Here is a 14,143-nt window from a genome sequence, read left to right as displayed (position 1 = left end):
CAAAATTATGGCTTTAGCGCGAAACCGGGCGATAGAACACCAGTTTTTAAGTTTTATTAACAGAGAACAACTTTTTGGCCAAACTGATTGCATCCTCCTGACGGTTAGTGGCGGGCTGGATTCGGTGGTGATGGCAGAATTGTTTCGAATGGCAGGGTTTCAGTACGGGATCGCTCACGTCAATTTTCAGTTGCGCGGAGCCGAGTCCGATGAGGATGAAGCCTTTGTGAGAGCCCTGGCGGAGCAGCATGGCGTACGGTTTCATACCACCCGTTTACCGGCAAAACAGCAGGCCGAAGAGCAGGGAATTTCGACGCAGATGGCGGCCCGGCACCTGCGGTATGCGTGGTTTGAGCAACTGGCGGAGGTGAACGGCTATGCCAGTATTGCGACGGCTCACCACCAGGATGATGTTTTGGAAACGATCCTGATCAACCTGGTTCGGGGTACTGGCTTGACCGGATTGCGGGGCATTCCCATTCGGCAGGGACGCATTATCCGGCCGCTGTGGTTTGCCGATCGTGAAACCATTGGCGACTACGCGCGGGAAAAGGGATTGGTTTGGCGCGAAGACAGTTCCAATGCGTCCGACAAATATCGCCGAAACCGCCTTCGCCATCAGGTGATTCCTATTTTGAAAGAGATGAATCCTAATCTGTTGCAAACCCTCCAAACCACCGTTGCGCGTTTGCAATCAGCGGACCAACTGCTTGAAGCGGAAATACGCCGGTCCTGGGAGGAGATAGCCGTGAATCGTCCGGAAGGCGTCTTTCTTTCGGTTCAACAACTCCTCAACCAGCGGGAGTGGGCGTTTCGGTTGTCCGAATGGCTGAAACCATACGGTTTTCAGTATGTTCAGATAGACCCGCTTGCTGAGGCTGTTCGGGGAGACGGTTTTGGGCAAAAATTCCAGTCGGCGACTCATCAAGTGCTTCGTGATCGAGACTATTTGGTTCTTTCATCATTACAAGCAGTTGCCAATCAGGAGATTCAATTGGTTGAGTTGCCGTCTGGCGATCTATCGGTTTCTGACCACTTTTCTTTGCGGTTCGAAATCATTGAGTTTTTAAACGGTTTTCAGATCCCGTCCAATCACGAGATAGCCTGTCTGGACGCCGACCGGATTTCCTGGCCGCTGACCATCCGGCGCTGGCAAACCGGAGATCGTTTCCAGCCGCTCGGCATGAAAGGCAAGCAGTCGGTTGGCAATTTTCTGACCAACCAGAAAGTCTCCCTGACCGACCGGCGTTCTGCCTGGGTCGTAGTGGCGGGTGATGCCATCGCCTGGCTCATCGGATACCGGCCCGACGACCGGTATCGGGTGACGGATCAGACCCGAAAAATTCTGAAAATTGAGCGTCGGTTTGTCGGTCAATAACCCTTTTATTCTTCAAAAATAGTCACCCTTTTTTGTCACCCATTGCCGGGTACGGGATTTTAGTATCATTGAATGTGATGTACATGCAAATTTTGGCATTCGTTTTGATGCTTTACAGGAGTAACCCTTTCAATTCACTATGAAATACGTACGATTGTCCCTGCTGAGTGCCATTCTGAGTATTCTGGCGTTGGCCGTTCAGGCGCAAAGTGCGCGGCTGAAGGCGGCTAACAAACAGTTTGAGAATCTGGCCTACGTGAATGCGGCCCGGGCGTATGAGGATTTTTTGCGACTTGATAAGAAGAAAGACCCCGCTGAGGTGCAGGAGGCTTATACCAAACTGGGCTATAGTTACCGCGCGTTGCAGGATACTAAAAATGCCGAACGAATCTACGCCGATTTGATCCGGGAGTTTCCCGAAACCGACTCCAAAAATTACCTCTACTACGCCCAGGCACTGGCCGCCAATGGGAAATACCGCGATTCGCAAAAACTGTACAGCAAATACGGAGAAAAACAGAATGAAGACTTGCGGGGCCGGAAATTTACGGTTTCCTACATGGACATGAACCGGTTTTTTCAGGATTCCTCTTCCTATAAAGTGGAATTTCTGCCGGTCAACTCCCGCCAGGCCGATTTTAGCCCGATGTATTATCAGAACGGTCTGGCTTTTGTGTCAGCGCGCGACGAAACAGGACCGGTCAAACGGGTTTTTGGCTGGAATCAAACCCCGTTTCTGGACTTGTACTTTTATCCCGATACGGCTGAACTGCAAAATAATGCAGAACTCGTGGCCCGGGCGGCTTCGCTGGGTGGAAGTAATGCGACGGCTGACGCGGTTGAGGTAGCACCCGTGGAAGAAAAGTCGCTTTCCAAAACCGAATTGTTCAGCCGGACGCTCAACACGAAATACCACGAGGGGCCGATGACTTTTTTCAAAGACCAGAGCCGGATCATTTTCACCCGTAACAACACCGCCAAAGGGAAAGGCGGAAAAAGCAACGATGGCATTCGGAAACTGAAATTATACATCGCTGAAAATAACAAAGGGAGTTGGCAGAAAGTCGAGGAACTTCCGTTTTGCAGCAACGATTATTCGGTCGGACATCCGGCTCTATCACCGGATGATACCAAACTGTATTTTGTGTCGGATATGCCGGGCGGTTTTGGCGGAACCGATATTTATGTGGTCGAGTTCAAGGACGGGCAGTGGTCGTCGCCGGTGAACATGGGCAAGGAAATCAATACGGAAGGTAACGAGATGTTTCCGTTTGTTGACGAAAACAGCAACCTCTACTTCTCCTCGGACGGCCACGAAGGGTTGGGCGGTCTCGACCTGTTTTATGCCGAACTGCGCGAAGGAATCGCATTTAAAGGAGTTCAGAATATGGGATATCCGATTAATTCGGAAAAGGATGACTTTGGCCTGATTACCACCAAAAACCGGACGTCCGGTTATTTCAGCAGCAATCGGAAACGGGGTGTGAGTGACGACAATATTTACAGTTTCCGGCGAACCTGCAAGCAACTCAACATTTTTGTTTACGATGCCAAAACCAGCGAGCCCATCGCCGTAGCGGATGTACGGGTGATCAAAGCCGGGGTGAATCAGGATTTACGCTTTACCGGGGTCGATGGCAAAACCGGTTTTTGTCTCGATGCCAACGTCGACTATGAATTTAAAGCGATCAAAGAGGGGTATGCAACAAACAGCATCCGGTTTTCAACCATGACGCAATCGGAAAGACCGGTGATGACGGTATCGATTTACCTGGAAAAAAGCGAAAATACGCTGGTGAAAGGAACGGTGAAAACCGAAGTCAACCAGCAACCCGCACCGGGTGTAACGGTGACCTTGCGGAATGACAAAGACAAATCGGAACAGCAGGTTGTGACGGGAACGGATGGGAAATATGAATTTGAAATGAAACCAGGAGCTCCCTACACGCTGACCACCCAGAAAAACCGCTATACGGCCAACAGCGAGCAGATTCCAAAAATGAAACCCGGCAAAAATCCCAAATTGATCGAAAAACAGCAGGGAATCTACGGTGAGGGCGATGTATTCGAACTGAAGAACATCTATTACGATTATAACAAGTTTTTCATTCGCCCGGATGCCGCCCGGGAACTGGATCATTTAGCCGGGCTTCTGAAAAAATACCCGGAAATGAAAATTGAACTCCGGTCGCATACGGACAGCCGCGCCAACGATGCATACAACCTGCAATTGTCGACCTACCGGGCCAGAGCCACGGTCGATTATCTGGTTAACCATGGGATAGACCCTTCAAGGCTGGATGCTCAGGGGTATGGTGAAACCGAAATCCTGAATGGCTGTACGGATGATGTGGCCTGTCCCGAAAGCAAACACCAGAAAAACCGGAGAACGGAGTTTAAAATTGTGTCGGTTCAGGGCAATCGTCCAGAAACCGCCGGAAAGTAAAGGTTAATGGTGTGATGCCTGTTTTCGGATATTCGGAGGGGTATAACCCGGTCGTTCTTCAAATCAATGTTCCGCCATCCGCGTGGAACAGACTGCCTGTACAATACGCCGATGCGTCGGATGCGAGAAATAAGGCCAGCGGGCTGATTTCGTCGGTGGTTCCCATGCGGGCGATGGGCAAACGGTGGGTGAAATGGGCCAGAATCGCTTCATCCTGCCAGAGCGCCTGACTGAATTTGGTTTTGATCAAACCGGGGCAAATGGCATTGACGCGGATGTGGTCGGCTCCCCATTCTTTGGCCAGAACTTTGGTCAGCATGTTCAAACCCGCTTTGCTAACGCTGTAGATGCCCAAACCGGGATCGGGTGTTTCGCCGGCAATGCTGCTCATCATGATGATGCTCCCACCGCCCCGGGCTTTCATAATCGGATACACCATTTTACTCAGCTCAAAAGGAGCCTTGACATTCACTTGCATGATTTTATCGAAAGCTGCCAGATCGCAGTCAATCGTTGGCCCGAAAATGGGATTCGTAGCCGCGTTGTTGACCAGAATGTCGATGCCGCCGTATATCTCCACGGTTTTGTCGACGAGATGCCGAAGCTGGTCGTGGTCGCCGGCATGGGCGGCAATGCCACTGGCTTCTCCACCTTCTTTCCGGATTTCGGCAACAACGCCGTCGAGGCTGCTTTGCCGACGGCTGCTGATGACGACTTTGGCTCCAAACCGGGCAAAGATGCGGGCAATGTCTTCGCCAATTCCTTTGCTGGCTCCCGTGATCAGTGCCACTTTGCCGTCCAAACCAAAAACGGATTTCTCTGCGTCTTTTCCGGGTAGTTTTGCCATATTTGACCGTATCTTGTGGGGTGATCGAGGAATGTCTGTCTGCAAACTATCTTTAAAATTGAATAATTCAAAAATAAGGTAGGATAGTTTTAATGATTGGATGGGTAAGTTGTATACGAGAGATTTGCCTATTTTCGTTGCCATAAAGAAGAAAGAACCAACCACCGTTCTGCGATGACCCAAAAATCTACGGATTTACCTCCTTTCGCGCGTTCCTGGCGCCAGTTATACAGCATTGTCATTGGCAGTTTGCTGCTCGAAATAATCTTGTTTTACGGGTTTATGCGGTATTTTTCATGAGCAATCTCGATTGGCTCATCCTGGCCGGCACACTGGCAATTATCATTGTTTATGGAGTGGTGCGTAGCCGGGGGAATCGCAACATGGGCGACTACCTGCTGGCCAACCAATCATTGCCGTGGTACCACGTTTGCCTGTCGGTGATGGCCACCCAGGCCAGTGCCATTACTTTTCTTTCCACGCCGGGGCAGGCTTTTACGGACGGAATGCGGTTTGTTCAGTTTTATTTTGGACTTCCGCTGGCGATGGTTGTACTGGCTGTTACGTTCGTTCCCATTTTCCACCGGCTGAAGGTTTTTACCGCTTACGAATACCTGGAGTCCCGGTTCGATGCCCGGGTTCGCGTTTTTACGGCCTTGCTCTTCCTGCTGCAGCGCGGTTTATCGACGGGTCTTTCCATCTACGCGCCGTCCATCATTCTGTCGACCATTCTGGGGTGGAACATCTTCTGGACCAACATCATCATGGGCGGTATTGTGCTGGTGTATACCGTGACGGGGGGCGCCAAAGCCATTTCCTACACCCACCTCCAGCAAATGCTGATTGTGACGGTGGCCATGTTTATTGCCGGCTGGATGACGGTGCATCTGCTGCCGGCGGATGTTGGTTTCGTGGATGCGCTGGAGGTAGCCGGAAAAGCCGGAAGGCTCAATACCATTGACCTCAAATTTGACCCCGATAGCCGCTACAACCTCTGGTCAGGACTGATTGGCGGTTTTTTCCTGCAACTGTCTTATTTCGGCACCGATCAGTCGCAGGTGGGACGCTATTTAACCGGGCAATCGATCGGCCAAAGCCGACTGGGGCTGCTGGCTAATGGGATGTTGAAGGTTCCGATGCAGTTTTTGATACTTCTGGTGGGCGTATTGGTATTTGTATTCTACCAATTCAACCCCTCGCCGGTTTTTTTCAATAAAGTAGAAACCGACCAACTGCTGAAAAGTCAATATGCGGATCAATACCGGCAGTTGGAAACGGAACACCAAACCATTGCAGCCCGTCGCCAAAAGGCGGTTTTGACGTTAAACAAGGCACTTTCTGAAGAAAATGACGCTTCCGTTGAACAAACCAAGGCGGTGATCCTGAAAACCGATGAGGAAGCCAAAGCGGTGAAAGGGCAGGTGGTCGATCTAATCAAAAAGAACAATCCGGTGGGCGATACGAGTGATGTCAATTATGTTTTTCTCCGTTTCGTGCTCGACTTTCTGCCCCACGGATTGATTGGGCTGCTGATTGCCGTTATTTTCAGTGCATCGATGGGGTCGATTGCCGCGGCCTATAGTTCACTCGCTTCCACCACGGTAGTCGATATTTACAAGCGACTTTTTTGCAAAGACTATTCCGATGGGCACTATTTGAAAGCATCAAAAGTGGCGACCATCATTTGGGGCGTATTCTGTATCATTGTGGCCCAATTTGCCAGCAAGCTGGGGAGCATGATTGAAGCCGTCAACATCCTGGGGTCACTTTTCTACGGCGTTATTCTGGGGATATTTCTGGTGGCTTTTTATGTCAAATCCATTGGAGGGAAGGCCACCTTCTGGGCCGCCGTGATTACCGAGGGGCTCGTCGTCTGGTGCTGGCTGGCTGAACTGACCGCATTTCTATGGTTGAATGTGATCGGTTGCGTCCTGTTAATCGGGATTGCCTGGCTATTGGAACAGGTGATGCCTTCGAAGAAAACGGCAACTCCCGCTTAATGTTTAGGGCCAGAGACGCTCTCGAAGATAAGCCAGGAGCAGGTCGAGCGTCAGTTGCATACGGCCCCGGAACGCGCTCCGTTGGTATGCCCAAATATACTGAAAACTATTTTCAGGGTGTATAGTTGTATGTAAAAATAAAAAACGCTTTCAATTTCAATGATTGAAAGCGTTTTTTATGAGTATTGCTTGTCAAAAGCCTATGCTTTTTTCTTCTTGCCTTTCAGGGCTTTAGTGTCCACCGGAATCAGGGCCTGGTAATCGGAAACTCCTTTTTGGATACCCTCTTTGTAGAATCGGAAAACCGGATCATTGGATGCTTCACCGACTACAAGTGCCTTTTGAGCCAGGGGCAATGCCTCGGCTACTTTGCCCATTTTTGATAAAATCTGCGCCTTAATCCACAGGTTCGAATAGGTTTCTTTCAGCCCAATCGACTTATCGGCCCACGCCAGTGCCTGGTCCAGGTTGCGGTTTTTGGAGAGGTTCCAGTTGGCAGCCGCTTGCAGAATACCGGCATCTTCGGGTTTGTCGGCAACGGCTTTTTCGACGTTAGCCTGGGCGTTGGCCATCACATCGACTTTGAGGTTGGCGATGGCCCGGGTATCTGCCCAATAGAAGTTTAAATTGGCAGTACTGTCGGTCAGGTCGCTGATGTCGATGGTGAACGTTTCGCGGGGGCGGGATACTTTTTCTGCTTTTATTTGCACCCGAATGGCATCTTCTTCTTTTTTGTACCCGTTTGGAATGCCTTCTTCCGCACTGGCGGTCGGGTTTTTATTGAAAATCAGGGTCCATTCGCTTTGATTCGGGATCGTAAAAACGGAGTAGCTTCCGGCGGGCAATTTCTGACCCTGCACCATTACGTCCGTTGTCGATTTAAAATTGGTAGCGCCATTGGCACCGGTCCGCCAGAGCTGTCCGAATGGCGCCAGCGGTGTTTGCGCACCCAGGGCTGCCCGTCCTTTTAAACTGGGTCGCGAATACGTTATCGTAAAATCAGTCGTGCCAACCGTCTGGATTAGTGTCGCACCCGGACTGGCTTGCGGCAATTTAATCTGGGCGCTGGCAAGCTGTGCAACCAGCGTCAGTGTGGCCAGAATGGAAATTTTTTTCATGGTTTCAGTTAATTGTATGTCGTAGTAAAATCGGGACGAAATTGCAGTTTTTTCTCTGCATTGCCAACTTGATTATCAAATATGCACCGTCAACCTTTGTTAACGCTGTTACAGCGTCACCAGCCTTTCGATGAAGATGAAAGCACCATGCTGGAACAAATTATTCACTTTGTCAGGAACCATCCCGACTGCTTTGAACGGCATCTGTCCATTGGCCATGTAACCGGTTCGGCCTGGATCGTCAGTCCCGACCACCGACAGGTGGTTCTTCTCCATCATGCCAAACTCGACCGCTGGTTTCAACCCGGCGGACACGCCGATGGTGATCCGGATCTACTCGGGGTGGCACTGCGGGAAGCCGAGGAGGAAACCGGTCTTCAGAATCTAAAAGTGGTCAGCCCGGCCATTTTTGATGTCGACGTCCATACGATCCCGGCAAGGGCTTCGGAGCCTGAACATCTTCACTACGACATCCGGTTTTTACTGGAGGCCCCAACAGACCAGCCATTCGATCAGACAGCAGAAACGAAGGAGGTTCGATGGGTAAATGTAGCTGAAATTGAGAAATTGACGACTGAAAAATCGATAATTCGGATGAATACTAAGAAAAAATAGAATAACGAAAAATATAGTTATTGTTTGTGGTGTTATATTGGCAACGAAAACAACTTTATTGTTTTCCCGGTACAACAAAACCACAGCTCCTATGAAGACGATACGAATGACCTGTCTGGGTCTGCTGGCGATAGCTTTGGCTATTCCGGCAACTTCGCAGGATAAAGTGAAGCGAGACCATACGTATTCAACGGCAAACTACAAGCATCCGAATAAAGTTAAAGCTGCTCGCGAGTGGGAACCCGAGTCGGGGATTACCTTCCGGATTCGGAAACGCCAGCCGCAGAACATCGCCAGTTACCGCGAGCAGCAACGCCGGGGCGGCATCGGAGACCCGGCCATTGCCATTCCGGCGAAACCCTCGATGGCCAACCGAAATTATAAGCAGCAGAATTTGATGGTCAGTCCTCCACCGGCTAACAAACCGGAAGTTGCCAACCGGGCTGAAGCCGACGAAAGCGTTGGGAATTAGAGTGAACCTTCCAATCCAGGCCACCTCCGAAATGGGGTGGCTTTTTCTTTAAACCCTGAGCCTGCTCAGGCGGTTATGCTTGTAACAGGAGAAACGGGAAATGAATACAGACATTGTCTTGTTTCTCTTGTCTATTTTCTCATTTCTCCCTTTTATGGACGTTCACTCTCAGGAACCTTTCTGGCTGTTGAAAAACGGCTTGTTACACACGTATCCATCTCTACGCCAACCCATTTCCTGCGATGTACTCATTGTGGGGGGCGGCATCACGGGTTCGCTCATGGCCCATTCTCTCGTTCAGGCGGGTTTCGACACCGTCGTGATCGACAAACGGGATGTGGCAACGGGCAGCACATCGGCCAGCACGGCCATGCTGCAATACGAAATCGACACGGCTTTGCACGAATTGATTCCGATGATCGGCGAGGAGGGAGCCCTCCGTGCCTACGAATCGTGTCGGGATGCCATCGGTAAAATTGACCAATTGGTCAAGAAACTCAAAAGCCGGTCCGGTTTCAAACAAAAGAAGAGCATTTACCTCGCGGCCATCCCGGACGACGAAGAATTTCTGCGGAAGGAATATGAATCCCGCCGGAAACACGGTTTTAAGGTGGAGTGGCTTAACCGGGCCAGTCTGCGCAAACGCTTTGGACTGGCGGCCGTTGCGGCCATTTGCTCGTCGGATGCGGCCGAGATCGACGCCTACCATTTCGCCCATGATCTGCTGCGGGCTTCTGTCGCCAAAGGTTTACGGGTTTTTGACCACGTTGAAATCAAGGCCACGGATTATGAACCCAACGGCGTTCGGGTGTTAACCACCGATCTGGCTCTGATTGAAACCCGGAAAGTGGTGTATTGCACCGGGTACGAAGCGCAGGAAATGCTGCCGGAAAAAGTGGTCAAATTGAAAAGTACCTTCGCCGTGGTGAGCGAACCCCTGGCCGAACTGCCTCCGGAACTGCGGTCGGTTTTGCTCTGGGACACGCAAAATCCCTATCTCTATTTGCGGACTACCGACGACAACCGAGTATTGGTCGGGGGGGGAGACGAACCGTTCAAAAACGCGTTGCTGCGCGATAAACTGATTGACCGGAAACGCGAAATGCTGACCGAAAAAGTGCGGCAATTATACCCGGATCTGCCGTTTATTCCGGATCTGGCGTGGGCGGGCACCTTCGGTGAAACCAAAGATGGGCTGCCTTACATTGGCGAACACCCGGCTTTTCCGCACAGTTATTTTGCGCTCGGCTTTGGCGGCAACGGCATCACGTTCAGTGTGACGGCGGCTGAACTGATTCGGGATGTGTTGCAGGGCAAAAAAGCCGACGAATTGCAGTGGTATCGGTTTGGTCGCTAACGCTCAGCGCGCTACTTTTTGCTGATAAAGCCGGAAATTGTCGTCATCGAAGCAAACAAACTGAATTTCCCGGATCGACGTTTCCCGTTGCGCAAGAAAATCCCGTACGGTTTTGATGGCAATTGGGCTGGCCAGCTCTTTCGGGAAACCGTAGATTCCGGTGCTGATGTTGGGAAAGGCGATGGAATGCAGACCGTGTTCCGCTGAACAACCGCCATACCTCAGTATTTCATCAACTTTACGGTTCGTTTGGTACTTTCGCTCGAAAGCGTCAGAAAATACAGGCCGGGCGATAAACTCAGCGATTGCAAGGAAAAGGTAGCCATTCGGTCGGACGAATACTTTTGCTGCCAGACCACCTGACCCGCCGAATTGGTCACCATCGCATCGATGGTCTGATTCAACGGGATTTCATTCCACTGCACCGTCAGGCGGTCGGCGTTGGTGAACGGGTTAGGGTAAATCAGCAGTGAATATTCATTGGCAGCAATGGCCGAAGCCCGTTCAAAGTTGGGAATACCGTACCCTAATTCACTATTGGGTTGGCTAAACTGACTGCCCGACTGGCGCAGGCAGGCAATCACCTGTTGGGCGGTCAACCGGGGATTGGCCTGCCAGAAACCGGTCGCCAAAGCTGCCACGAGCGGAGCGGAGTAGGACGTTCCGCTTCCGGTGGCTACGGTGCCACCGGGCGAACCCAAAACCGTGCCGGATCCCAGGGCGACCAAATCCGGCTTGACGCGACCATCGGCGGAGGGGCCAAACGAACTGAACGGTGATTTGACGCCATTCCGGTCGACGGAGCCAATGGCCAGAACCGTTGACACATCGGCGGGGGCGCCGATGTAGCGCCAGGTGTCATTGCCCTCGTTTCCCGCCGAATTAACCACCAGTATACCGGCTTCAGCGGCCCAGCGGGCGGCCCGGCTGACGAGCGTCGTTTGGCCATTCAGATCATTGTAGGTATGACTTTGGGTCGGATCGTCGAAGGTGGTGTAGCCCAGGGAGGAGTTGATGACATCGGCCCCGGTACTGTCGGCATACTCGGCCCCGAACAGCCAGTTCGCTTCTTCAACCGGCGTTTCGCTGGCAGCATCCTCGGTTCGGAGCAGAAGGTAAGAGGCCTGATAGGCCGGGCCTACCAACTGATTGGCCTGATACCCGGCCATGATCGACAATACTTCCATACCATGTTTATCGTCTTCGTAAACGCTGGTTTCTTTTCTAACAAAATCGTAGGTGCCAACGACGCGGTTTTGCTGGAATAAAGGACTCAAAAACGGCACCTGGTTGGCATTCCGAAAACCGGCATCGAGAATGGCGACCAGCATGCCTTCGCCGTGGTAACCCTGCGCGTGCATTTTATCGACGCCAATCTGGATCAACTGCTCGCTCGAAATACCGTAGACGCTCGGATCGGCCTGTTCAAATTTGTTCTTTTGGGGATTGGACGTTAACTGGGCATAACCAACCCGGGCGTTGCCGATGGAACGATTTCCCTCGACGCCCTGAACAAAGGCCAGTGCCCGAATGGTGGCCAGGTTAGCCTCGGTCGTTTCGACCAGCACGGCATTGGCCCAACGCGAACTGAACCAGATTTTAGCCCCGGTTTGCCGTAGGGCGGAGACGTAAGCCGGATTGACGGGCAGGTCTTTTTCCTGCACCGAAATGCCCTGTTTGCTCCGTCGCTGAATCGCTCGTTGAGAAAGGAATTGCTCTGGTCGGCTGATCGAATAGGGCGTGTTGGCTTTATCCTTCAGCAGGATCAGGTATTTGCGGGTTTGGGCCTGGGCCGACAGTCCGCCGGTGATCAGAATAAGCAGGAAAAGTACGGTTTTTTTCATACGTCTAATCAGGATATAATTTCCATCCCGCCTTTTTTCAGGAAGGACAAGCTGCCACTTACTTTAATTCAATAGAGCCCTCGTACGTTTTGGGTTGCGAATACAGGGAGATTCCCAGCAATTTCCACTGTAAAATCGATACTACCGTATACGCGTATTCCTGGCCCGTTGTTGCATGAACCGAAATTGATACTGGTTTCCAATGGTAGCCAGTAATTGAACCCCACCAGACCGAATTGGCTTCAACAGGTACGGGTTGGTTTGACGATTTTTTAACCCCGTACGAAACCGTCAATTCAATTCGGGAAATCCAGGTTTTATCAATCCTGGCATGGGCGAATTTTAAACTGCCTGGTATAATACTGTCTCTCGGGACGTAAGTCCTCTTTTTTACATCCTGATTTTTACTGAAACCAACTCTTTTTTTGCCTGAATTAGCAGCAATGGATAACAGCCCAAACGTGAAAATAACGGCAGCGTACAGTCCAACTCGTTCTTTTAGTAAGCGAGCGGCTTGAAAACACAGCACAATGAAATAAACGGTTAACGCAACGTTCAATAAAGTCCAAATCAGGTATAACATGGAATGGATGGAGCACGTCGATTACTTTTCGACTATCAAAAAGTGTTTGGTTTGACGCACAAAGTTGCACGGTTTTTTAATCTCATCCACGCTCAACTGATTTTTCCTCCTTCTGCTTAACCAGGCTGACTCCATTTTGTTGAAAAAGTACGGACAATCAGGCAACTGCCTGATTTAGAACGGTAATAATATTCCTTGTATTGCAGGGGGGAAATGGTCTTCGGGAGAAATAAGTGAGCGGGATACAGAAGGGGAGTTTCCGATTCAGTAGCACAACAACCGTTAAATAATCCTTTCGGAACGTATATAGGAACGGTATGCTTTATTGCGGATATCCTGAAATTCTAAATCCCGCTTCGCACATGAAAGTACTGGCCTGTGGCTTGCTTTTAAGTAGCCTCTTCGGTTTTGCCAGAAAACCGGAAATTGCCCCCAAAGCGCCCTTTACGGGAATGACGACCATCACCTGGATCGGTTTTGATAAGCAAACCAGCACATCCCCGGTTCCCGTTGGCGTTACCAGCCTGGCGATGCCGGCTCTGGTATATCCGAAGAAGGTAGAAGGTCAAAACGTTTTCTATCAGGAAGTTGTGCTGGTCAACCCAACGTTCAAGCCTGCCAACCCAATCACCAAACCACCCACGCAGGGAAACTGGTTTGTCCGGCGACAGGTTCTCCGGGTCAAAGACGGAAAAACCGAGGTGTTGCAAACAACACACCTGGCGATCAACAAAAATGCCGCTGCCACCAGTCTGGCTGATCTGCCGATTTCGATCAATGCAACCCACATCGAATACCGGATCGGGCGAACTGAAAAGGTGATTGGCAAGCTCAAACCCGGCGAGAAAACGCCAAAAATAAGCACGACCGAAGTGTATCCGCACGATGCGGTTCGGGTTGCGATGCCGATGTCAGCGATTTTGGCAAATACCTGCGCCGTAAAATTTCAGGTCACCAGACCCATTCCGTGTGAGTTCCAAACCGTCAGGTTTCAAATTTTGGGGAAGAGCGGAAACGTGTTGTATGAGACCAGCGAGGTAAAAGGCGCACCGATCAAGGTTTCCGATCAGGATGCCAAGAAAACCGTGGGACCCAATGTGTTTTATGACGCTAAATGGATTGTCAAACGAATTCACAAACCGAATTACCCGGTTAAGGATGGCTACCAGGTGATGTGGGGGCAGTCGGGATCAGATTTTAACGCCGAAGTCGATTCACGACCCCCCATGGTAACGGGTCTGCAACTCGACGGAACCGTGGGCAAGGAATTTACCATTCCGGTTGAACTCATGAAGGCATCTTCAACCGGTGGTTTTGCGGGGAGTATGCGCGAGTTGTTACTGGAAAATGATGTGACGAAAACAAAATTTCCGATTAAGACGCAGGCCCCGGCTGCCCCCCGGTCTGATTGCTACATTCAACTGAACTGGTGAGAATAAAAAAACCGGAAAGCCGCTCCTGATCTGGAATGACTTTCCGGTGA

General features: G+C 50.9%; 12 protein-coding genes. 7 read left to right on the top strand and 5 right to left on the bottom strand.

The annotated features are described in order from the left end of the window. The first annotated feature begins 7 nt into the window (after window positions 1-7). Complete coding sequence (gene tilS / locus FH871_RS14520) at window positions 8-1,378, top strand: tRNA lysidine(34) synthetase TilS (RefSeq protein ID WP_138992152.1); 1,371 nt, start codon at window positions 8-10, stop codon at window positions 1,376-1,378. A gap of 139 nt (window positions 1,379-1,517) precedes the next feature. Next, window positions 1,518-3,824, top strand: a complete 2,307-nt coding sequence (locus FH871_RS14515) for an OmpA family protein (RefSeq protein WP_138992151.1) — start codon at window positions 1,518-1,520, stop codon at window positions 3,822-3,824. 58 nt (window positions 3,825-3,882) lie between these two features. Here the strand turns inward: FH871_RS14515 and FH871_RS14510 are convergent, their stop codons facing one another. Continuing rightward, window positions 3,883-4,671, bottom strand: coding sequence for an SDR family NAD(P)-dependent oxidoreductase (locus FH871_RS14510; protein WP_138992150.1), 789 nt, complete (start codon window positions 4,669-4,671; stop codon window positions 3,883-3,885). Between the two features lie 296 nt (window positions 4,672-4,967). On the opposite strand from FH871_RS14510, the gene FH871_RS14505 reads away from it, so the two are divergent. Next, window positions 4,968-6,671, top strand: a complete 1,704-nt coding sequence (locus FH871_RS14505; RefSeq protein ID WP_138992149.1) for a sodium:solute symporter — start codon at window positions 4,968-4,970, stop codon at window positions 6,669-6,671. A gap of 200 nt (window positions 6,672-6,871) precedes the next feature. Here the strand turns inward: FH871_RS14505 and FH871_RS14500 are convergent, their stop codons facing one another. Then, window positions 6,872-7,789, bottom strand: a complete 918-nt coding sequence (locus FH871_RS14500) for a DUF2911 domain-containing protein (RefSeq protein WP_138992148.1) — start codon at window positions 7,787-7,789, stop codon at window positions 6,872-6,874. An 81-nt stretch (window positions 7,790-7,870) separates the two neighbouring features. On the opposite strand from FH871_RS14500, the gene FH871_RS14495 reads away from it, so the two are divergent. The 3 genes from FH871_RS14495 (at window position 7,871) to FH871_RS14485 (ending at window position 10,233) form a co-directional block, all read left to right on the top strand. Beyond that, window positions 7,871-8,404 carry an NUDIX hydrolase gene (locus FH871_RS14495; protein ID WP_138992147.1) on the top strand — a complete coding sequence of 178 codons (534 nt, stop codon included), beginning with the start codon at window positions 7,871-7,873 and terminating at the stop codon, window positions 8,402-8,404. Window positions 8,405-8,495: 91 nt separating this feature from the next. Next, complete coding sequence (locus tag FH871_RS14490) at window positions 8,496-8,876, top strand: hypothetical protein (protein ID WP_138992146.1); 381 nt, start codon at window positions 8,496-8,498, stop codon at window positions 8,874-8,876. Between the two features lie 154 nt (window positions 8,877-9,030). Then, entirely contained in the window at window positions 9,031-10,233 is a 1,203-nt protein-coding gene (locus FH871_RS14485) for an FAD-binding oxidoreductase (protein ID WP_138992145.1), read from the top strand. Between the two features lie 3 nt (window positions 10,234-10,236). On the opposite strand, the gene FH871_RS14480 is transcribed toward FH871_RS14485, so the two are convergent. From FH871_RS14480 to FH871_RS14470, 3 genes are read right to left on the bottom strand one after another with little or no spacing between them, the layout of a single operon-like run. After that, on the bottom strand, window positions 10,237-10,458 hold the full coding sequence (locus FH871_RS14480; RefSeq protein ID WP_229317331.1) for a macro domain-containing protein: 222 nt from the start codon (window positions 10,456-10,458) through the stop codon (window positions 10,237-10,239). After that, complete coding sequence (locus tag FH871_RS14475; RefSeq protein ID WP_138992144.1) at window positions 10,455-12,077, bottom strand: S8 family serine peptidase; 1,623 nt, start codon at window positions 12,075-12,077, stop codon at window positions 10,455-10,457. Before FH871_RS14475 ends, FH871_RS14480 begins: the two co-directional genes overlap by 4 nt. Window positions 12,078-12,135: 58 nt before the next feature. Continuing rightward, entirely contained in the window at window positions 12,136-12,660 is a 525-nt protein-coding gene (locus FH871_RS14470) for a hypothetical protein (protein WP_138992143.1), read from the bottom strand. 362 nt (window positions 12,661-13,022) lie between these two features. On the opposite strand from FH871_RS14470, the gene FH871_RS14465 reads away from it, so the two are divergent. After that, window positions 13,023-14,093, top strand: coding sequence for a hypothetical protein (locus tag FH871_RS14465; protein ID WP_138992142.1), 1,071 nt, complete (start codon window positions 13,023-13,025; stop codon window positions 14,091-14,093). Window positions 14,094-14,143 lie beyond the last annotated feature (50 nt).

Origin of the sequence: Larkinella sp. C7, from assembly GCF_006149005.1 — a bacterium.
Lineage (GTDB): Bacteria > Bacteroidota > Bacteroidia > Cytophagales > Spirosomataceae > Larkinella.
Note: the sequence above shows the minus strand (reverse complement) of the source record. Positions and strands in the feature narration are given on the sequence as shown.

What these genes read in the sequence shown, in the direction of transcription:
- FH871_RS14490 (WP_138992146.1), top strand. Translation starts at nt 8,496, where the DNA reads ATGAAGACGATACGAATGACCTGTCTGGGTCTGCTGGCGATAGCTTTG.
- FH871_RS14495 (WP_138992147.1), top strand. Translation starts at nt 7,871, where the DNA reads ATGCACCGTCAACCTTTGTTAACGCTGTTACAGCGTCACCAGCCTTTC.
- FH871_RS14475 (WP_138992144.1), bottom strand. Translation starts at nt 12,077, where the DNA reads ATGAAAAAAACCGTACTTTTCCTGCTTATTCTGATCACCGGCGGACTG.
- FH871_RS14465 (WP_138992142.1), top strand. Translation starts at nt 13,023, where the DNA reads ATGAAAGTACTGGCCTGTGGCTTGCTTTTAAGTAGCCTCTTCGGTTTT.
- FH871_RS14500 (WP_138992148.1), bottom strand. Translation starts at nt 7,789, where the DNA reads ATGAAAAAAATTTCCATTCTGGCCACACTGACGCTGGTTGCACAGCTT.
- FH871_RS14515 (WP_138992151.1), top strand. Translation starts at nt 1,518, where the DNA reads ATGAAATACGTACGATTGTCCCTGCTGAGTGCCATTCTGAGTATTCTG.
- FH871_RS14470 (WP_138992143.1), bottom strand. Translation starts at nt 12,660, where the DNA reads ATGTTATACCTGATTTGGACTTTATTGAACGTTGCGTTAACCGTTTAT.
- FH871_RS14485 (WP_138992145.1), top strand. Translation starts at nt 9,031, where the DNA reads ATGGACGTTCACTCTCAGGAACCTTTCTGGCTGTTGAAAAACGGCTTG.
- FH871_RS14505 (WP_138992149.1), top strand. Translation starts at nt 4,968, where the DNA reads ATGAGCAATCTCGATTGGCTCATCCTGGCCGGCACACTGGCAATTATC.
- FH871_RS14510 (WP_138992150.1), bottom strand. Translation starts at nt 4,671, where the DNA reads ATGGCAAAACTACCCGGAAAAGACGCAGAGAAATCCGTTTTTGGTTTG.
- tilS (WP_138992152.1), top strand. Translation starts at nt 8, where the DNA reads ATGGCTTTAGCGCGAAACCGGGCGATAGAACACCAGTTTTTAAGTTTT.